Here is a 20391-nt window from a genome sequence, read left to right on the forward strand (position 1 = left end):
CATCACCTGTGTCACCGTCTGCTCTCTCCCGACTTGACCGACCCGGGCTACTACCCTCGCAAACCAGGGTCGAAACGGCGTAAATCGGGGCCCCTGCGACGCGCGGACGCGCGACAGGGGCCCCGACAGCCGCAGGCCCCGACGCGTCAGCGCGCGGCTCCGCTGAGCCGCCGGCCGATCGAGGCGATCAGCCGGTCGAGCTCGGAGCCGAACGGGTTGTCGTGCACCAGGTAGGTCCACGTCGCGGTCGGGCGGACCAGGGTGCCATCATCGGGCTGCCAGTCCTCGTCGAATTCGGTCTCGGTGAAGGTGGCGATGGTGCGGGCCTCGATCTCCGGGAACAGGTTGTTGAACGCCGGCACCGCGGCCCGGTGGAACTCGTCCAGCGGGTCGAGCCGGCCCAGCGCGCGCAGGTGCACGCCCTCGCGAACCTCGGACAGCTCGGCCAGGTGCTCGGCCCAGAGGCGATCCACGTGGTAGAGCGCGATGGCCCGGGCCGCCCGGGCGAGCAGATCCTCGTCCATCTCGCCGGCCTTCTCGGGCATCTTGTCCAGCAGCATCAGCGCGGCCACGTCACTGGTCAGCAGCCGCTCCCGGCGCTCGGCGAGGGCCTTGCGCTGCTGCTCGATCACCACGCTGTAGCGCCAGGTGTTGCGGTGGATCTCGTGGTTGACACCCTCGGCGACCCGCTGGGCGTGCTCCACCGCGTAGTCCACCTGCTCGTCGGTGACCAGGCCGTCGGCGTTCATCCGCGGCGACGCCGGCACCGCGTCGGCGGCGTGCCGGATGACCAGGTCGTCCTCCAGGCTGACGAAGAAGACCGACCCACCCGGGTCGCCCTGCCGGCCGGCCCGGCCGCGCAGCTGGTCGTCCACCCGGCGGCTGTCGTGCCGGCCGCTGCCGATCAGGTACAGCCCGCCCAGCTCGGCCACCCGCTCCCGGTCGGTCTGGTCGCTGCCACCGAGCCGGATGTCCACGCCCCGGCCGGCCATCTGCGTGGAGACCGTCACCGCGCCGTACGCGCCGGCCTCGGCGATGATCGCCGCTTCCTCGTCGTCGTTCTTGGCGTTCAGCACCACGCAGGGCACCCCGGCCGCGTTCAGCCCGGCGGCCAGCCCCTCGGACTCCTTGACGTCCAGCGTGCCGACGAGCACCGGCCGCCCCTCGGCGTGGCAGCGCCGGATCTCGTCGATCAGCGCCTCGTCCTTCTCCGCCCGGGTCGCGTAGATCCGGTCCGGCTCGTCCTCGCGGACGCACGGGGTGTTCGGTGGGATCACCGCCACCTCAAGGCCGAAGAACTCCCGCAGCTGGTCACCGACCAGCACCGCGGTCGCGGTCATCCCACAGACCTTCGGGTAGAGCGCGATGAACGCCTGGATGGCGATGGTGCCCAGCACCTCGCCCTCGGCGGTGGCGTCCAAGCCCTCCTTGGCCTCCACGGCCGCCTGGAGCCCGTCCGGCCAGCGGCGGCGCTGGGCCACCCGGCCGCGCATCTCGTCGATCAGCTCGACCGAGCCCTCCCGGACGATGTAGTCCACGTCACGGTGCAGCAGGGCGTGCGCGTGCAGCGCCACGTTGACCGCGGAGAGCTGCGCGACGTGGTCCTCGTCGTACAGGTCGATGCCGAGCTTGGCCTCGACGGCGGCCAGGCCGGCGGCGGTGAACGCCACGCTGCGCCCGTCCTCGGCGACCGTGTAGTGCCGGCCCTTGCGCAGCCCGCGCATCAGCGCGGCGGCGGCGTGCACCGGGTCCTGCTCGCCCGGCACCGCGCCGGCGAGGACCATCGGAACCCGGGCCTCGTCGATCATGATCGAGTCGGCCTCGTCGACGATCGCGGTGGTCAGCGACGGCTGCACCCGGTCGGCCACGTCGGTGACCAACTGGTCGCGCAGGTAGTCGAAGCCCGCCTCGCTGACCGAGACGTAGGTGACGTCACAGGAGTACGCGTCGCGCCGCTCCTGCGGGGTGGACGCCTCGTTGACCCAGCCGACGGTCAGGCCGAGCAGGGTGTAGACCGGCTCCATCCACTGCGCGTCGCGGCGGGCCAGGTAGTCGTTGACGGTGAGCACGTGCACCGGCCCGTTTCCGAGCCGAACGTGCCCGTACGCGGCGATCGCGGCGGTCAGGGTCTTGCCCTCACCGGTGGCCATTTCGGCGACCTTGCCGGAGAGCAGCGCCATGGCGCCCAGCAGCTGCACGTCGTACGGCCGCTGGTCGAGGCCACGGCGGGCGGCCTCCCGGCCGACGGCGCAGATCTCCTCGTAGCCGACCGCGTTGCCAGCGGCCTCGGTCAGCGCGGCGTCGTCCAGCGCGGCGAGGTCATCCTCGCGCGCCTCGATCGCCGGCAGCAGCTTCTCCAGCGGAGCAAGCTCCACGGTCGTGCCCGGGCGCTGGAGGAACCGCCGGAACTTGCTCTTGAACCGTTGCGACACACCCATGAGCGGCAACGGTACGCGATTCGAGCCGGCTCCTGCGGCCCGACCGGTCGGGCGGTCGCCGGCATGTCGAACCCGACGCCGCCGGGTCAGCCGACCAGCAGCTGGTGGGTGGCCAGCTCCCGGTAGAGCGGGTCGGTGGCGGTCAGCTCGGCATGGGTGCCCACGGCCACCACCCGGCCGCCGTCGAGGACGACGATCTGGTCGGCGTCGACCACGGTGGCGAGCCGGTGCGCCACGATCAACAGCGTCCGGCGGACGGCCACCGCGTCGATGGCGCGGCGCAGCGCCGCCTCGTTGCGCGCGTCGAGGTTGCTGGTCGGCTCGTCGAGCAGCAGCACCGGCGGGCCGGCCAGCAACGCCCGGGCGATGGCCAGCCGCTGCCGCTCACCCCCGGAGAGCAGCACCCCGCCCTCCCCCACCTGGACGTCCAGGCCCTGCGGGGACCGGTGGGCCAGATGAGCCAGGTTGACCTTGTCGAGGACCTCGTGCAGCCGGTCGTCGGCGGCGTCCGGCGTGGTGATCAAGAGGTTCTCCCGGAGTGTGCCGGCCAGCACCGGGGCCTCCTGCTCGACGTAGCCGAGCCGGGCCCGCAGCGCGTCGCGGGGCAGCTCCCGCACGTCGCTGCCGTCCAGCCGGACCGCGCCGGCGCTCACCTCGTAGAAGCGCTCGACCAGGGCCAGCAGGGTCGACTTGCCGGCGCCGGAGGGGCCGACCAGGGCGGTGCGGGTGCCGGTCGGCACCGCGAAGCTCACCTCGTGCAGCACCGGCTCGCCGCCCGGGTAGCCGAACCCCACCCGGTCGAACTCGATCATCGGGGCGGGGCGGCGGGGGGTCGCCGTGGCACCCACGGCCACCGGCCGGTCCGCCGCTCCCTCCGCCGGCACCGCAAGGATCTCCTCGATCCGCTGCAACGCGCCCAGGCCAGTCTGCAACTGGGTGTACGCGTTCAGCACCTGGGCCAGCGGCAGGGCCAGGAAGAACAGGTACATGACGAAGGCGACCAGATCCCCGACGGTGATCGCGCCGGCGGCCACCCGGGCCCCGCCGATGCCGAGCACCAGCAGGAACGCGCCCTGCACGGTGACCGAGCCGATGGGCCCGACCACCGCCTGCACCCGGGCCACCCGCAGCCCCGCCCCGTACGCCGCCCGGGCGCTGCCGGTGACGGTCTCCGTCTCCCGGGCCTCGGCCCGGCTGGCCCGGATGGTCCGGGCCGCCGAGATGGCCCGCTCCACCGACGAGGTCATCTCGCCGATCCGCTCCTGGGCGGCGCGGGCCAGCGCCCGGACCCGCCGGGCGAAGGTGGCCGCGAAGCCCAGCCCCAGCCCCACCCCGAGCAGGGTGACACCGAACAGCAGCGGATCGAGCAGCACCATGGCAATGCCCGCGCCGAGCACCATGACCGCCCCGGTGACCGTCTCGAAGAGCCCGGAGGTGACCACCGCCCGCAGCAGGGTGGTGTCCGAGCCCACCCGGGAGAGCAGGTCGCCGGTGCGCCGGCGGTCGTACTCGGCGATCGGCAGCCGCAGCAGGTGCCCGGCCAGCCGTCGCCGGGTGCCCAGCACCAGCCCCTCGGCCGTGCGTTGCAGGAGGTAGTTGCGCAGGCCGCCGATCGCCGCGCCGAGCAGCACCAGCACCACCAGCACCGACACCAGCCGGGACACACCCAGGCCGTCGCTCACCCGGTCGAGCACCGACCGGGTGAGCAGCGGCTGGGCCAGTGACGCCCCCGCCCCGGCCAGCGACAGCACGCCCACCACGGCGAGGGTGCCGCGGTGCTCACGCAGGTACGGCAGCAGGGCGGTCAGGCCGACGGGCCGACCCTCACGGGTGCTCATGGCCGGAACGGTAGCCCGCCCCGTCACCCGGCGAGCGCGCTCCGCCGGCAGGTCAGCCGGCCAGCACCACCTGAAGCTCCTGGCGACGCCGCTCCGCCAGGTCGGTGAGCAGGGTGGGCGCCTCGTCGAACGGCACCACCGCCGAGACCAGGTGCTTGCGGATCACGTCGCCGTACGCCCGGAGCAGGTCGATGGTCTCGGCGGAGAGCCGCTCCCGGTCCCAGGTCGGCGCGAGCCCACGCGGGACCCGGCCGATCTGCGCGCAGCGCAGCGACAGCCCGTTGTGGTGGAACTCCTCGCCGAGCCGGACGGCGTCCGCGCCGCCCTGGTAGAAGGCGAGGTCGATGACGGTGCCCTGCGGGCGCAGCAGCCGCAGCGCGAGTTGCAACGCCCACGCCTGCCCCCGGCACTGGAACACCACGTCGGCACCCCGGTCGCCGGCGGTGTGCCCCCACCGGGTCTTGAGCACCGTCGCCGGGTCGTCAGCGTCCGGGTCGAGGGTCTCCAGGCCGAGCGCCTCGGCGACCTGGCGGCGCTGCGGGGTGGGGTCGAGCACCACCACCGAGGCGGCGCCGTGCCGCCGGGCGAGCAGCGCGGTCAGCAGCGCCACCACACCGGCGCCGACCACCGCGACCCGGCGGCCACGCACCCCGTCACCGAGCGAGCGGACGTCGGCGCCGTGCAGGTCGGCGGCGGCGTGCAGCAGGCCGTTGGCGCAGATCGGGCCCATGTGGGCGACGTAGATGCCGAGCAGCGGGTCCAGGTCGTCGGGGAGCGCGACGAACCGCTCGGCGACGGGATCGGCCAGCCAGCCGGTGCGGTGCCCGTAGGTCATCGCGCCGACCGTGCCCACCGCGACCGCCGGGGTGGCGCTCTCCACCACCCGGCCGACCTGCATGTAGCCCAGCCGGGTCACCGGGTACGGGGTGCTCGCGTCACCCGGCTGGAAAAGCCCCAGATCGGCGTTCCACGTCACGTTCAGGTACGGGTTGGTGCCCTTGACGTAGCTCAGCTCGGTGCCGGCGGAGACACCGCTGAACAGCGTCTCGACCCGGAAGGTGCCGGGGCGCAGCGGTGCGGCGTCCTGCTCGACCAGCTCCACCCGGCCGGGGCCGGCGACCACCACGACCTTGTCACGCATCGACCGTCACCCCGCTGGAGAGCACCGCCGGCTCGACCGGGGCGGCGAGCCGGATGGTCCCGCCGGTGCGGGCCGAGTCGGCCACCGCGAGAGCCAGTCGCTGGGTGCCCAGCGCCTCGGCGTACGGGACGCGTACGTCGTCGCCGATGCCCCGCACCGCGTCGATGAAGGCCCGGTCGACCGCCACCCGGGCGGCCTCCGGGTCGGCCGGGACGTGTCGCTCGCCGTCGGCGTCGCGGATCAGCAGGCCGTCCTCGGTGAGCGACAGCGCCAGCCCGTCGGCGAGGATCTCCAGCCCGGCCCGGTGCTTCCAGCTCAGCACGCAGGCCGCACTGAGCGTGCCGACCGCACCGCTGGCGAACCGCAGCGTGGCGGTGGTCACCGAGTCGATGTCCGCGCCGTCCACCGGGGGCGGTGTGCCGTTGCCGTACGCGGTGACCTCGGTGACCTCACCGGCCAGCGTCCGGATCAGGTCCAGCACGTGCGCGGCCTGCTCGACGACCGGGCCGCCGGAGCGGTCCCGTCGTGACCACCAGGCCACCGGTGGGACCTTGTCCAGCCAGGCGCCGCTGACCATCCGCACCGGACGGTCCGCGAGCAGCTCACGGGCCTGATCGAGAAAGCTCAGGTAGCGCCAGTGGTGCCCGACGGCGGTAAGCAGCCCACGCCCGGCGACCAGGTCGGCGATCCGTTCGGCGGTGGCCAGGTCGACCGCGACGGGCTTCTCCACGAACATCGGCACCCCGGCGTCGATCACCGCCTCCTCGGCCGGGCCGTGCGCGAACGGCGGCACGCAGACGTACACCGCGTCCGGGCCGGCGGCCAGCAGCTCGGCGACGTCGGCGAAGGCCCGTCCGCCGTGCTGCGCGGCCAGCGCGGTGGCCGCCGCCGGGGCCACGTCGGTCACCCCGATCAGCTCGACGTCATCGAACCCGCCCAGCACCCGGGCGTGCCGCTGTGCCACTCCGCCGGCCCCCACGAGACCAACCCGGCATCTGCGCATTCCACAACCTTTCCGAGAACGTTTCTACTTCGATGGGAGCAGTCCCCCGGTGTGTGCGCAATCAAACGTTCATCCCCCGGGAACCCGACCGCGTCACCCTTGTGATCAAGCTGTTGCCCTGGGAACGGTTAGCGCGTGGTGGCGAGTGGGAACTACCACCCTCGGCTATTTCCACGCACGAACGGAGGGGGTGCCCGTGCGGGATACGACCGTGTCACCGGTAGTGGAGGCGTGGGCCACGTACCGAACCACGTCGGCGGCGGACTGGCCGGCACGCCGGCTGCTGCGCGCCAAGGGAGAGAGCCGGGTCAGTGTGGTGCTGCCGGCGCGCAACGAGGAGTCCACCGTCGGCGCGATCGTGTCGACCATCCGGGAGCACCTGATGGATCGGGTCGCCCTGGTCGACGAGCTGATCGTGGTGGATTCGCGGTCGACCGACCGCACCGCGCAGGTGGCCCGGGCCGCCGGCGCGGAGGTGGTCAGTCAGGACGAGATGACCCGGGGGCTGCCCCGGCTCAGCGGCAAGGGCGACGCGCTCTGGGCCGGCCTGGCCGCCGCCGAGGGGGACGTGGTGGCGTTCATCGACGCCGACCTGCGGGAGTTCCGGCCGCACTTCGTGAGCGGCCTGCTCGGCCCGCTGCTGACCGACCCGTCAGTTGATTTCGTGAAGGGCTTCTACCACCGGCCGCTGGTGAGCGCCGTCAGCGTGGAGCAGGACGGCGGCGGCCGGGTGACCGAGCTGATGGCCCGACCGCTGCTCAACCTCTTCTGGCCCGAGCTGGCCGGCTTCGTGCAGCCGCTCGCCGGCGAGTACGCCGGCCGGCGCGAGGTGCTGGCCCAGGTGCCGTTCGTCTCCGGGTACGGGGTGGAGACGGCGATGCTGATCGACCTGCTCGACCTGGTCGGTCTGGACGCGTTGGCGCAGGTCGACCTGGGTGAGCGCAAGCACCGGCACCAGGACACGGCGGCACTCGGGCGGATGTCCGCGCAGATCATGTTGACCGCCTGGTCCCGGTTGCAGCGGCGCGGCTGGGCGAGCCCGGGCATGTCACCGGAGGCACTGCTGACCCAGTTCCGCCGCGGCGGCTCGGACACGCTGCCGAACCTCGACCGGGAGATCGTGGTCAGCGACGTGTCCATCGAGGAGCGCCCGCCGCTGGCCGAGCTGCGCCACCGGTTGCCTAGCCGACGGGTGGCCGCGGCGTGAGCGCCCGGGCGTACCGGCCGGGCGCGCGTGCACGGCAAGGCCGCATCCGATGAGCCTCACCGTGCTGATGAACGCCGGTCCGTGGCTGTCCGTGCCGCCGCCCGGCTACGGCGGCATCGAGAACGTGATCGCCACGCTGGTGCCGGAGCTACGGCGACTCGGCGTCCGGGTGGTGCTCGCCTCGGTGGAGACCAGCACCCTGCGGGTGGACGAGAAGATCTCGGTCTTTCCCGACGGGCAGTTCGCCGCGCTGCAACGGCCGTACAACCAGGTCTGCGGGATCGCCCAGGCGCACCTGGCCGGGGTGGTCCGCGAGCTGCACGCCCGCGACGACATCGACCTGGTGCACGACCACGTGGAGGCGGTCGGCCTGGCCACCCTCGCGGCGATGGGGCCGACCGGCCCGCCGACCCTGCACACCCTGCACTGGGACCTGGCCAAGCACCCCGCGCTCTACGGCACCCTGGACGGCGGCGACCGGGTCCGGGTCAACGGGGTCTCCGCGTCGCAGTTGGCCCGCGCCCCGCGCGCATTGCGGGAGCACTCGGTGGGGCACGTGCACCTGTCGACCCCGCTGGCCGTGGACGCCGACCGGCGACCCGCTCCGGAGAAGGGCGACCACCTGCTGATCCTCGGCCGCGTCAACCCGGGCAAGGGGCAGGACGTGGGCGCCCGGCTCGCCCACCGGATCGGTATCCCGCTGGTGCTGGCCGGGCCCGTCGGCCCGTACCACCGGCCGGCCGAGCTGGCCGCGGCCGGCGACGAGGCCCGGCAGAACCCGGACGTACGGTTCTTCCTCGACGAGGTGGCGCCGCACGTCGACGGGGACCTGGTTCGCTGGGTCGGCACGGTGGCCGGTCAGAAACGCGACGACCTGCTCGCCAGCGCCCGCGCGTCGCTGTTCCCGCTGCGCTGGGAGGAGCCGGGCGGCACCGCGGTGGTCGAGTCGCTCGCCCTGGGCACGCCGGTGGTGGCGACCGCCCGGGGCTGCCTGCCGGAGCTGATCGAGCACGGCCGCACCGGGCTGCTCACCGCCGACGAGGAGGAGCTGGGCGAACTGGTGCTCGCCGCCGAGCTGCTCGACGCCGACGAGTGCCGGCGGGTGGCCGCGCAGCGGTTCACCCCCGCCGTGATGGCCCAGCGCTACGTCGAGCTCTACCAGCGGGTCCGCGACCTGGCCGGCGCCCCGCGGCTGCAACCGGTCTGATCTTCGCCCGTTGCCGTCGACGTTTGCCGTCGACGGCAACGGGTAGCCGGCACCGCTCACGCCCGCCGCGGCAGCGAGGAGCCGGTGATGATCGGACCGATGGCGCACTCCCGGGCCCGCCCCAACCCGGCTGACGGCAAGCCGCCGGTACGCCGTGCGGCGGGCACGGTGGGGGTGCTGTTCCTGCTGATCGGCGTCCTCGGATTCGTGCCGGGGATCACCAGCGGCACGGCCGACCTGGGGTTCGCCGGACACGGCTCGGGTGCGTACCTGTTCGGCGCGTTCCAGGTGTCGGTGCTGCACAACCTGGTGCACCTGCTGTTCGGGGTGGCCGGCCTGGCCCTGGCCCGCACGGTCAGCGGCGCCCGGACGTTTCTCGTCGGCGGCGGCGCCATCTACCTGGTGCTCTGGCTCTACGGGCTGGCGGTGGACCACGACACCGGGGCGAACGTGCTGCCGGTCAACGACGCCGACAACTGGCTGCACCTCGGCCTCGGCGTCGGCATGATCGCACTGGGCGTGCTGACCGGACGGGCCCGTGGGTGACCCGCTCCCCCGACCGAGACCTACCTCGCAATACCGATCGGTCCGGTTTGATCCCGCTCGGGGTCGGGTAGTTCGCAGATCCCGACCGACCAGCGAATTGAGGGCTCATGTCCAGCCGGATCACCTGCGAGGTGCGTGACACGGCACCGGTGGCGGTCGTCCAGCTCGCCGGCTCGCTGGATGTGGGCACCATGCGGACGGTGCACGAGGCGCTGGACCGGGTGCTGGCCACTCAGCCGGACGCGCTGGTGGTCGACCTCGCCGAAGTCACCGTCCAGGACCGGTTGGCGCTGTCCGTCTTCGCCGCGGCGGCCCGGCGGGCCGAGGAGTGGCCGGCGGTGCCGGTGGTGCTCTGCGCCCCACCGCCGACCGCCGCGCGCTGGCTGGCCGAGACGTCCGCGTGCCGGGTCGTTCCGGTGTCCCCCGACTGCGCGGAGGCGACCCGGATGGCGGGCGCCGCCAGCGCGCCCCGGCTACGGATCCGCCTGGAGCCGGCGGCTGAGGCCTGCCGGCGTGCCCGGGAGATGGTCGCCGAGGCCTGCGCACGGTGGAATCTTCCCGACGCGGCCGGCCCGGCCGCGCTGGTGCTCAGCGAACTGGTCGGCAACGTGGTCCGGCACGCCGGCACACCGATGCAGGTGACGGTGACCCTGCGCCGGCCGTACCTGCATCTGGCCGTGGTGGACGGCAGCCGGGCAGCGGCCCGGCCGGCGGCGGCGAACTCGCGCGCCGAGGGTGGGCGCGGGCTGATGCTGGTCCGGGAGTTGGCGCAGCGGTGGGGCAGCGTGCCGGCCGGCCAGGGCAAGGCCGTCTGGGCGATGCTGCCGGCGACCTGACCGTTCGGGGTGGTTCCGGCGGTACCGGCGATCTGACCGAAATTACCGCTCCCGCCTGGTTACATGGTGAGAGGGTCGGGTAGGCACGCCCGTCCTTTTCGTCATCACGACGGGGTGAGCAGCCATGCCGAAGCGGGTAACCACGGAACCCGGTCGCGATCGAGGTCCGGCAATCCTGGCACCGGCCCGGTTCGGGGGCTTCCCCGGACCACGGCGGCCACCGGTCCCCGGAAACTCTCTGATCAAGTTCCTCGCCACCACCGACCACAAGCAGATCGGCCTGCTGTACCTGCTGACCTCCTTCGCGTTCTTCGTGCTGGCCGGGCTGCAGGCGATGCTGATGCGCGCCGAGCTGGCCCGCCCGGGGATGCAGATCCTCTCCCCGGAGCAGTACAACCAGCTCTTCACCTCGCACGGCGCCGTGATGCTGCTGCTGTTCGCGACGCCGGCGGCCTTCGGGTTCGGCAACTTCATCGTGCCGATCCAGATCGGCGCGCCCGACGTGTCGTTCCCCCGGCTCAACGCGCTGGCCTACTGGCTGTACCTGTTCGGCGGCCTGATGGTGATCGGCGGTTTCCTCACCCCGCAGGGCTCGGCAGACTTCGGCTGGACCGCGTACACCCCGCTCAGCGACGTCGAGCACAGCCCCGGCGTGGGCGCGAACATGTGGGTGATGGGCCTGGTCGTCTCCGGGCTGGGCACCATCCTCGGCGCGGTCAACCTGATCACCACGATCCTGACCCTGCGCGCACCCGGAATGACCATGTTCCGGATGCCGATCTTCACCTGGAACATGCTGTTCACCAGCGTGCTGGTGATCATGGTCTTCCCGCTCCTGGCCGCCGCACTGCTGGCGCTCTCGGCCGACCGGCTGCTCAACGCGCACGTCTACGACGCGGCCACCGGCGGCCCGATGCTCTGGCAACACCTGTTCTGGTTCTTCGGCCACCCCGAGGTGTACATCATCGCGCTGCCGTTCTTCGGCATCATCACCGAGGTCATCCCGGTCTTCTCCCGCAAGCCGCTCTTCGGCTACACCGGGATCGTGCTGGCCACCATCGCGATCACCGTGCTGTCCATGACGGTCTGGGCACACCACATGTTCGCCACCGGCCAGGTGCTGTTGCCGTTCTTCAGCATCGTCAGCTATCTGATCGCGGTGCCCACCGGCGTCAAGTTCTTCAACTGGATCGGCACCATGTGGAAGGGCCAGCTCACCTTCGAGACACCGATGCTGTTCGCCATCGGCTTCCTGGTCACCTTCCTGCTCGGCGGGCTCACCGGGGTGCTCCTGGCCAGCCCGCCGGCGAACTGGCACACCCACGACACCTACTTCGTCGTAGCGCACTTCCACTACGTGGTCTTCGGCACCGTGGTCTTCGCCCTCTTCGCCGGCTACTACTTCTGGTGGCCGAAGATGACCGGGCGGCTGCTCGACGAGCGGCTCGGCAAAGCGCACTTCTGGACCATGTTCATCGGCTTCCACGGCACCTTCCTGGTGCACCACTGGCTGGGCAGCGAGGGCATGCCCCGCCGGTACGCCGACTACCTGCCCACCGACGGCTTCACCACGCTGAACACCGTCTCCACCATCTTCTCGTTCATCCTCGGCGCGTCCACCCTGTTCTTCATCTACAACGCGTGGAAGTCCTGGCGGTACGGGGCGATGGTGACGGTGGACGACCCGTGGGGCTTCAGCAACTCGCTGGAGTGGGCCACCACCTGCCCACCGCCGCTGCGCAACTTCGACCGGATGCCCCGGATCCGCTCGGAACGTCCGGCGTTCGACCTGAAGTACGGCCCGCTCGTCGCCGACCTGGGTCGGGACCTGCCGCAGCGCACCACGAAGCCGCCGCAGCACTTCGCCGACGAGCTGCACATGGAGCATCACGCGCCAGAGTCGCCCGCCGCCGAGGGCGCGCACGGCGCCCGCGATGCGACCGAGTACCAGCCGGCGCCGCAGTCCGGCGCCCGGCCGGTGGATGTGCCGGAGCCCGAGGGCGTGCGTCGGCCGAGCTTCGAGGAGAGCGACGCGCCGCAGGACCGCACCGACGAGCCGAAACCGCACGAGCGCTGGCGGCACCCGCACAGCGACGGCGGTGACACCGAGGAACGCTGATCCGGAGTACGCGACAGAGGGCCGACACCCACCGGGTGTCGGCCCTCGTCATGCCGGTACGCGCGTGGTGCCCGGTTCCGGTCAGTCCCGGGCGGGTGCCAGGCCGGCGGCGGTGAGCGAGCGGCGTACCGCGGGCTGGACCCGGGTCAGCCGCAACGGCACCCCGGTCCGCTCCGCCGCGTCCCGCCCGGCCATCAGCGCCGCGATCCCGCCGGCGTCGAAGCCACCCGCACCGACCAGGTCGACGACCACCTCGCTCGGCTGGCCGGTGACCGCCTCCAACATCGCCCGGCGCAACTGGTCCGCGCCGTCCCGGTCCACCTCACCGCCGACCTCGACCACCACCCGGTCACCGTTCTGCTTCACCGAGATCCGGGTCTTGCCCGGGTCCGGTTCGGCGGCGCCGTTCTGCCAGGGCGGCGGCGCGTCGGCGAGCATCGCCTGGCGCAGCCAGGTCAGCGCCCGCGACAGCAGCCGGGAGACGTGCATCTGCGAGATGCCGAACCGGGCGGCAATCTCCGCCTGGGTCTGGTTGCCGTAGAAGCGCATGGCCAGGATCCGCCGCTCACGCCAGGGCAACCGGTGCAGCAGGCCGCTCACGGTCACCCGGTCATCGACCGATTCCAGCGCATTGTCCGACTCTCCGACCAGGTCACCGAACTCCGCGGAGCTCTCCCCGCCCACCGGTGCGTTGAGCGAGGCCGGGCTGTAGCCGGCCGCCGACTCCAGCGCGGCGAGGATCTCCTCCTCCGGCGTCTCCAGCCGGGCCGCCAACTCGGCCACCGACGGCGCCCGGGACAGCTCGCTGGTCAGCGCGGCGGTGGCCTGCCCCACTTCGAGGATCAGGTCGCGCAGCCGGCGGGGTACGTGCACGCCCCAGGTGCGGTCCCGGAAGTGCCGTTTGATCTCACCGACGATGGTGATCGCGGCGTACGCGGTGAAGGAGCCCCGTTCCGGGTCGTACCGGTCGACGGCGTTGACCAGCCCCAGACGGGCCACCTGCTCCAAATCCTCCAGCGGCTCCCCACGGCCCCGGTACCGGCGGGCCAGCCGGCCGGCGAACGGCAGCGCGAAGCGGACCAGGTCGTCCCGTGCCTCCTGCCGCCGCTCCGGTGGCAGCCCTTCGATCCGGGCCGCGTACGCCAGCGCTGCCGCATCGAGATCCTCCAGACCTCGATCGGTGGGTGGTGGTGTGGTCGTGGTCGTGCTCGTCTGTCCGAACATCCGCGCCTCCCTCAGGAAGGTCCCCCGCCCGGATCGGGAAACCGGTCGTGCGCGTGGTCGAGCCACGCACCGGGCCGGAAAGTGGGTCAGTGACTGGGATGCCAGCGGGCGACAACGCCTCTGCGCAGCGCAATCAGACCGTCGCAGCCAGCGATGTTCCCGCTCCGTAGGTACTCAATCACGGGACCCCGGGTTCGCGAGGAAGTTTCGGCGTGCTCCGCCTCAGGAGATCAGCAACCCCTGGTGGCCGCCGCTGTCGCGGAGCACGGCCAACGCCTCGGCGGCCCCCAGCGGGGGCGGCACGGGCAGGTCGTACGGCTGGGCACGCAGCACCTCGGTGGCCCGGCGGGTGGGCACCGAGGTGACCGGGTACCCGCGGGCGGCGGTCCGGTCCAACGCCCGACGGCGCCGGCCGAACCCGGCCACCGCCAGCCACTGCGGCAGCCCGGCCAGGGCGGGCGAGCGCACGCCGGGCGGCTCCGGCAGCACGTCCACCGAGCTGAACACCTCGCTGCCGGCCAGCCACCACTCGGCCTCGTCGACGCTGCGCCGGGTGGCGTTCTCACACCAGTACGGCACCATCCCCGCCCGCACCACCTGAAACGGATCGAGCAACCGACCGCACTCCACCACCAATCGGTCACCGGTCTTGCCGGCGCCGCGCAGCCAACTCCGGTACAGGTCGGCCACCCCGGCGCTCAGCGCGCCCGGCCTCGGCACCAGCACCCGGTGCAGCGGGTGCTGCCGGCGGGCCGCCCAGTCCCGCGCGGCCAGTTCGAAGCCCGAGTCCACGCCGTGCTCGGCGTACCCGGACGGGGCGGACACCTCCGGCGGCTGCCACCGGGTGGCGTCCCCACCGACGGAGCGCAGCACCTGCCGCAGCGCGTGGCTGTCCGGGTGGAAGTCCACCGGGTCCAGCCCGCTGGCCGGGCAGCCGACCTGGAAGCTGTGCCCGGGGCCGTGCTCCAGCACCGGCCAGGTCCGCGCGTCGCGCACCAGCAGGACCGGGGCTCCGGGGGTCAGCCGGTCGGCCAGGAACTGCGCGTACGCCGCCGGTAGCGCCCGCCAGCGGGCCGCCAGCGACACGGTCGCCCCGGTCAGTGGGCCGCGGCTGGCCGGGCAGTGCACCTGGCGCAGATGCAGGTCGGCGTTGCCGGCGAGCAGCCGAGCGGCGAGTGCCGTGCCGTGCTCCAGAGCCGCCCCGGGTCGGTCCACCGCGCCGTCGGTCCAGTGCACGGACATCTCGAATCCGGCCGGCAACCACGGCACGCCGAGGGCCACTGCGAGGTGTGCGGCCGCGCCGTGCGGCGAGCCGAGCAGCACTCCGGGGTAGCGGCGACGGGGGTACTGGTCGACGAACCAGCGGGCCACCCGGGCGGAGTCCACCTCGTCGACCTGGGGCACGGTGAGCGCGACCCGACCGGCGGCCCGGCTGACCGCGGCGCGGCGGACCGGCTCCGGGGCGCCGGGGAACCGCGACACCGGTCCGGCCTGCCCGAGGTCGGCGCAGTCCACCCCGCGCAGCGCCCGCGCGGTGGCGGCGACCAGCACCCGGGCGGCGCTGCCCACGGCCACGACCCGGTCACCGGACAGACCGGCGCCGTCGGCCACGAGCCCCTTGTGCACCTTGTGCACCGGCCCCACCTTGCCTCGTTCGCTCACCACGCGGCCCGGCTTCCCGTCCCGATGGGGTTCAAACGGGGCATCACCCACCCAGGGGCACGAATCCCACAGGTCCGACGGGTGCGTCGGCCATCACCGGCGTTCGGCGACGATCGCCCTCGCGCGGCGGGAGCGGGTCGCCGGGGCCGATCGGACCCCGCGTAGCCCGGACGACGACTTGGGGGTTTCGCCGGGGCCAGGTCGGGCACTTCCGGGCCCATGCACACCGAGGACACCAGCGAGCCCGCCGCCGCCACGATCACCGCGTACCAGGACGGGCCGCTGCTGGTCCGCGGCGACTTTGCCCTGGTCACCCCGGACGGCGAGCGGATCGACGCCCGCCGGGGCACGGTGGCGCTGTGCCGGTGCGGCAAGTCGGCGCTCAAGCCGTTCTGCGACGGCACCCACAAGGTGGTCAACTTCCGGGCGGGCACCGCCCGGGAGGGCTGACCGCGCTACGCCACTCCGGCCAGCGGTCCCCCGGTCGCGGACGGCAACGCGGTCGCGGGCACCGAGATGGTCCGTGGGGCGGGTGCCCGCAGCGAGCTGCGGCCGGCGGCCCAGTTGTCCAGCAGGTGCGCGGCGAACAACCGGTCGACCGCGAGCGCGGCGGCCGCGCCGAAGAGCACATCCCCGGCCAGCGCCGGCTCTACCCGGACGAGGCCACCGCAGAGGTCGTGCACGGCGATCTGCTCGTGCACCGCGTCGGCCTCCACGTGCTCGTCGTAGAAGCGGGTGGCCACCTCGTCCAAGCCGAGCCTGCGCAGCCCGTTGCCGTACCGGCGGTTCGGCAGCGACGAGGTCATTTCGAACGCCGCCAGGTGACCGAGGAGCGCGCCGCGCAGCCGTCGGTGCAGCCCGAACAGCGACATCAGGTTGTTGGTCGCCAGCGTCACGGCGGGAACCGCGTCCAGATGAGCGCCGTAGCCGGTGTCCATGCCCAACCGGTCGAGCGTGCGCCGGAACAGCTCGGCGTGCATCCGGTTCAGCTGGCCGTTGCCGTACTCGTCGGTCTGGATCTCCACGAGGGCGGCCTTGGCCGGGCCGCCGAGGCGGGGCAGCGCCCAGCTGTGCGGGTCCGCCTCCCGCAGGTGGTAGACCGAGCGGTGGGCGACGAACTCGCGGAACTGGGTGAGGTCGGCGCGCCGTTGCAGGGTGGCGGCCAGCGGCGGGCCGTCGTCGGCGGCGACCAGCTCGGTCAGCCCGACCGTGACGCCGCCGGGCGGCACCGCTGGTGCGCCGACCAGCCGGCGCAGCGCCGCCTCGAAGGGCCGCTCGGCGCGTGCCCGCAGGGCCAGCAGCGTCGGCTGCCACTCCCAGCCCTCGTCCACCCCACGCCAGCCCCGGTAGTGCAGCTCGTAGCAGAGGAACAACGTCAGTTGCAGGTCCTCGTCGGTGAGCGGGTCCGCTGGGTCCAGGTCAGCGCCGAGATCCATCGGAAGGTCGTGTGGCGGTCGCCGCAGGGCCTCGGTCACCGCCGTGGACAGCGGGCCGCGCGGCCGCGGAAGCGGCGCGGGACCGTAGCGGCGGTCGGTGGGCTGCGGCATTGTTCCTCCAGGCGTCGTCGGGCGGGTACTGATGCCCCGACGGAACGCGCCTAAACGAGGCCCTCCGCGTTCACGGTGAGCTCCACCTGCTCACGGACCCTCCGGGCGGCGTCCCCGTTGGCGTACAGGCCGCGCAGGTCGGCGAAGGCCGGCTCCGGCGGCGCCAGCGACACCGCGGGGTCGACCACGGCCTCCAGTACGCACGGGCGGTCCGCGGCGAGCGCCTCGTCCCAGGCCGCGCCGACCAGTTCCGGGCGGTCCACCCGGACGCCGTGCAGTCCGAGCAGCCGCGCCCAGCCGGCGTACGGCACGTCGGGACGACGCTGGGCCGGGTCGGCTGACGGCTGCCGCCCGCCGCCCATGCCGGACTGGTCGCGGTTGTTGAGCACCAGCACCACCAGCCGCGGATCCCGCCACTCCTGCCAGTGGTGCGCCACGGTGATCAGCTCGGCGAGCCCGTTGAGCTGCATGGCACCGTCGCCGACCAGCGCGATGACCGGCAGGTCGGGGTCGGCGAGCTTGGCGGCCAACGCGTACGGCAGGGCGCACCCCATCGAGCCGAGGGTGCCGCACAGCTGCGCGTTCACCCCGGGTGGCAGGACCAGGTGCCGGGCGTACCAGTAGAGGACCGAACCGACGTCGACCGCCACGGCGCCGACGTGCGGGACCCGGGCGGACAGCTCCTGGAGTACGAGCTGCGGGTTGACCGGTTCGGCCGACGCGGCGGCCCGGTCGGCCGCGGTGGTTCGCCACCGGTCCACCGAGCTCTCCACCGTGGCGCGCCAATCCTCGTGGGGCCGCTCGGGCACCCGGTCCAGCAGCGCCCGCAGCGTCTCCGCGGCGTCGCCGACCAGCGGCACGTCGGCCGGGTACCGGCTGCCGATCCGCCGGCCGTCGATGTCGATCTGCACGGTGCGGGCCTGGTCGGGCATCGGGAAGTAGTCGGTCCACGGGTCGTTGGTGCCGACCATCAACAGCGTGTCGCAGCCGCCCATCAGCTCGGCGGCGGCCATGGTGCCGACCTCGCCGAGCACCCCGGTGTGGAAGGGCAGTCGCTCGTCGAGCACCGGCTTGCCCAGCAGCGAGGTGGCCACCCCGGCACCGAGCCGATCCGCCAACTCGATGATCTCCTCGGCCGCGCCCCGACCACCCTGGCCCACCAGGATCGCAATGCGCTGGCCGCCGCCGAGCAGTTGCGCGGCGGCGTCGAGGTCCACCTCGTGCGGCAGCACCCGGGCCAACGACTCGCCCGGGGTCGCCGAGATCACCCCGACCGCGTTCGGCTGCAGGTCGGACACCATGGCCTCCTGCAACTGCCGGGGCAGCACGACACAGGTCGGGCTGCGGGTCGCCGCCGCCGTGCGGAACGCCTGGTCCAGCAGCGCCGGTACGTGCTCGGGGCTGCGGCCGTACTGGACGAACTGGTTGCACACGTCGGCGAAGAGCCGGCTCAACCCGATCTCCTGGTGCGCCCCGCCGAGCGGCCCGGAGATGTCCTCGCCGACGATCGCCACCACCGGCGTGCTGTCCAGCTTGGCGTCGTAGAGCCCGTTGAGTAGTTGCACCGCGCTGGGCCCCTGGGTGGCCAGGCAGACCCCGATGCCGCCGGTGAACTTGGCGTGCCCGGTGGCCATGAACGAGGCCGTCTCCTCGTGCCGGGCCGGGATGAACGCCGGGTCGCCGCCGGTACGGTCGAGCGCCTCGACCAGCGGGGCGATCGCCGCACCCGGGAAGCCGAAGGCGCGCGGCACGCGCCAGGCCAGCAGCCGCTCCACCACCAGGTCGGCGACGCTGCGCTCAGCCATTGCCGCGCCCGGGCGTGCTGGCATCGACGTACCGCAGCACCGCGCCGACGCCGTCGGTGAGCTCGGGTGCCTCGTCCGCGCCCAGCACGGTCAGCGCCGCGTCGGTGCCGACCAGGGCCCGGACCAGCGCCGCGTCGGCGCGTACCCGCTGCGGGTCGGCCACCGACATCGCGGACAGCTGCCCCGGGTCGACGGCGATCTCAGTCGGCTCCGGGCCGATCCACAGCTCACCGTTGGCCGACGGGTCGTCCACGATCAGCATGGTGTCGACCTGGTTGCGTTGCAGAGCCCCGACGACCGCGTCGAGCCCGGCACCCACGTCCTCCTGCACGCCGAACCTGTCCAGTGCCGCGGTGATCCGCTGGTCGGCGACCTCCGCGATGGTCTGCACGGTGAGGTCGTCCAGCAGGGTCTGGTCGGAGCCGCCGGCCCGCGAGCCGGCATCGGTGCGGACCACTACGTCCTGCCAACGCTCGGGCATCTGGGCGGCGATCACTCCGGTGGCCCGGACGTCGCCGGCGACCACCACCACGTCCGCGCCGACCTTGTCGGCCAGCTCCACGGTCGCCGCGGTGACGTCACCGGCGTTGTGGTGCCACGCCTCCATGGCCGCCCGTTGGTAGCGCGACTGGGACCAGCCACCGGGCTGGACCCGGCGCAGCGGGAAGGACTCCCGGCCGGTGATGTGCGCCCGTCGGGGCACCCCGCCCGCGCTGACGGCCATCGCGTCGGCGCCGGTGCGGTCGGCCAGCACCCGCACCCACGCCACCTGCTCGCCACGCTGTGCGAGCAGCGGCATCACATGTGGCAGTGGCGCGTAACTGGCCAGGTCGCGCACCGGTGGCGCGGAGAGGTACTCGGAGAGCACCACCCGGCCACGGGTGGCGAAGACCGCGAGGCCGTAGTCGCCGACCATCGGGTCGTGCCCACGGATCACCCGGTCCAGCGCGGCGACGGTCGCCTCGTCGGCGCCCTGGTCGGTCAGTTGACGCGCCAGGGCACGCCAGCGCAGGGCCAGCGCCTCGTGGGCGTCCTCCGTGTCGGCGGAGGCGTCCAGGTACACCGAGCACCACGGCCCGGGTCGGTCGTAGAGCGGGCGCAGGAAGGACAGCTGCATGCTCGACCCCTTTCCAGCTCGACCCCCCGCTTACCCGGGTCGCCCGGGATGTCACCTCGCGGCCGTGAGCCCGTGACCAGGTTTCATTCACGTCGTTCAACCGAGGACATCGATACGATCAGTGAACGGAAGCGGACTCTCGGTGGTGGGAATGGACAGCGGACTCGATACCCGACGCATCGTGCACCCGACGGATCGGATCGTCACCGGGCGGTTGATCCGCCTGCTCGACGGCTACACCCGCGAGGTACGCATCGGCCAACCGGTGCTGGTCGCGGTGCTCGCCGCGGCCGCGTTCGCCCGGCTACCCGCCCTGCTGCTGCGCTCGCTCTTCTCCGCTGTTGGCGGCGGCACCCGGCGGCGCTGGAAGGAGCTGAAGCAGGGCCCGGAGTACCTGGTCACCCCGGTACGGCTGCGCAACACCGCCGGCCAGCTCTGCGAGGTGGAGCTGCACGGCCACCTGCCGCAGAGCGCCCTGCACCCGGCGGACCACGTGCAGCTCACCCTCCGCCCGCAACGCGACCCGGAGCTACCGCCCCGGATCGAGCGGATCGTCAACCTCACCACCGGGCAGCTGCTCACCCCGCGTACCGCGACGCTCTGGTCGCACCTCGGCCCACCACTGCTGTTGCAGGCGGTGCTGGGCGCGCTGCTGCTCGCCGGCGTGGCGGCCTGCTCCGCGCTGACCTGACCGGCCGGCC

General features: G+C 73.1%; 16 protein-coding genes. 7 read left to right on the forward strand and 9 right to left on the reverse strand.

Annotation, left to right across the window (positions count from 1 at the left end):
• Nucleotides 1–146: 146 nt before the first annotated feature.
• From secA2 to OG470_RS28175, 4 genes are all read right to left on the reverse strand, one after another.
• Nucleotides 147–2438 (reverse strand): accessory Sec system translocase SecA2, encoded by a 2292-nt coding sequence (secA2, locus tag OG470_RS28160; protein WP_328417034.1) that lies wholly within the window; start codon nt 2436–2438, stop codon nt 147–149.
• Nucleotides 2439–2524: 86 nt separating this feature from the next.
• On the reverse strand, nt 2525–4276 hold the full coding sequence (locus OG470_RS28165) for an ABC transporter ATP-binding protein (protein WP_328417036.1): 1752 nt from the start codon (nt 4274–4276) through the stop codon (nt 2525–2527).
• Between the two features lie 52 nt (nt 4277–4328).
• Entirely contained in the window at nt 4329–5417 is a 1089-nt protein-coding gene (locus OG470_RS28170) for a zinc-dependent alcohol dehydrogenase (protein ID WP_328417038.1), read from the reverse strand.
• Nucleotides 5410–6420, reverse strand: coding sequence for a Gfo/Idh/MocA family protein (locus OG470_RS28175; protein WP_328417040.1), 1011 nt, complete (start codon nt 6418–6420; stop codon nt 5410–5412). The genes OG470_RS28170 and OG470_RS28175 overlap by 8 nt, the downstream gene beginning before the upstream one ends.
• Before the next feature lie 223 nt (nt 6421–6643).
• Between OG470_RS28175 and OG470_RS28180 the strand changes: the two genes are divergently transcribed.
• The 5 genes from OG470_RS28180 to ctaD all read left to right on the forward strand — a co-directional run bounded on the left by OG470_RS28180 (nt 6644) and on the right by ctaD (nt 12335).
• Nucleotides 6644–7627 carry a glucosyl-3-phosphoglycerate synthase gene (locus tag OG470_RS28180; protein WP_328426655.1) on the forward strand — a complete coding sequence of 328 codons (984 nt, stop codon included), beginning with the start codon at nt 6644–6646 and terminating at the stop codon, nt 7625–7627.
• A 49-nt stretch (nt 7628–7676) separates the two neighbouring features.
• A complete protein-coding gene (locus OG470_RS28185) occupies nt 7677–8834 on the forward strand; it encodes a glycosyltransferase (protein ID WP_328417042.1) in 1158 nt (385 codons plus the stop codon).
• An 87-nt stretch (nt 8835–8921) separates the two neighbouring features.
• Nucleotides 8922–9380, forward strand: coding sequence for a DUF4383 domain-containing protein (locus OG470_RS28190; protein WP_442930998.1), 459 nt, complete (start codon nt 8922–8924; stop codon nt 9378–9380).
• 107 nt (nt 9381–9487) lie between these two features.
• Entirely contained in the window at nt 9488–10216 is a 729-nt protein-coding gene (locus OG470_RS28195) for an ATP-binding protein (protein ID WP_328417044.1), read from the forward strand.
• Between the two features lie 124 nt (nt 10217–10340).
• A complete protein-coding gene (gene ctaD / locus OG470_RS28200; protein ID WP_328417046.1) occupies nt 10341–12335 on the forward strand; it encodes an aa3-type cytochrome oxidase subunit I in 1995 nt (664 codons plus the stop codon).
• An 81-nt stretch (nt 12336–12416) separates the two neighbouring features.
• Here the strand turns inward: ctaD and OG470_RS28205 are convergent, their stop codons facing one another.
• Complete coding sequence (locus tag OG470_RS28205; RefSeq protein ID WP_328417048.1) at nt 12417–13559, reverse strand: SigB/SigF/SigG family RNA polymerase sigma factor; 1143 nt, start codon at nt 13557–13559, stop codon at nt 12417–12419.
• Nucleotides 13560–13781: 222 nt separating this feature from the next.
• On the reverse strand, nt 13782–15194 hold the full coding sequence (locus tag OG470_RS28210; RefSeq protein WP_328417050.1) for a hypothetical protein: 1413 nt from the start codon (nt 15192–15194) through the stop codon (nt 13782–13784).
• 246 nt (nt 15195–15440) lie between these two features.
• On the opposite strand from OG470_RS28210, the gene OG470_RS28215 reads away from it, so the two are divergent.
• Nucleotides 15441–15671, forward strand: a complete 231-nt coding sequence (locus OG470_RS28215) for a CDGSH iron-sulfur domain-containing protein (protein ID WP_328417052.1) — start codon at nt 15441–15443, stop codon at nt 15669–15671.
• Between the two features lie 5 nt (nt 15672–15676).
• On the opposite strand, the gene OG470_RS28220 is transcribed toward OG470_RS28215, so the two are convergent.
• The 3 genes from OG470_RS28220 to OG470_RS28230 are packed head-to-tail and all read right to left on the reverse strand — an operon-like array spanning nt 15677 to nt 19690.
• Entirely contained in the window at nt 15677–16768 is a 1092-nt protein-coding gene (locus OG470_RS28220) for an iron-containing redox enzyme family protein (protein WP_328417054.1), read from the reverse strand.
• A gap of 50 nt (nt 16769–16818) precedes the next feature.
• Nucleotides 16819–18573: a thiamine pyrophosphate-binding protein gene (locus OG470_RS28225; protein WP_328426659.1), complete on the reverse strand. Its 1755-nt coding sequence runs from the start codon at nt 18571–18573 to the stop codon at nt 16819–16821.
• The gene (locus OG470_RS28230; protein ID WP_328417056.1) at nt 18566–19690 is read right to left on the reverse strand and encodes a baeRF2 domain-containing protein; all 1125 of its coding nucleotides are present in this window, start codon (nt 19688–19690) and stop codon (nt 18566–18568) included. The genes OG470_RS28225 and OG470_RS28230 overlap by 8 nt, the downstream gene beginning before the upstream one ends.
• 142 nt (nt 19691–19832) lie before the next feature.
• Here OG470_RS28230 and OG470_RS28235 point away from each other — a divergent pair, with 142 nt between their 5' ends.
• The gene (locus OG470_RS28235; RefSeq protein ID WP_328426661.1) at nt 19833–20381 is read left to right on the forward strand and encodes a hypothetical protein; all 549 of its coding nucleotides are present in this window, start codon (nt 19833–19835) and stop codon (nt 20379–20381) included.
• Nucleotides 20382–20391: the final 10 nt, after the last annotated feature.

The sequence above is a fragment of the Micromonospora sp. NBC_00389 genome (genome assembly GCF_036059255.1).
Taxonomy (GTDB): Bacteria; Actinomycetota; Actinomycetes; order Mycobacteriales; family Micromonosporaceae; genus Micromonospora.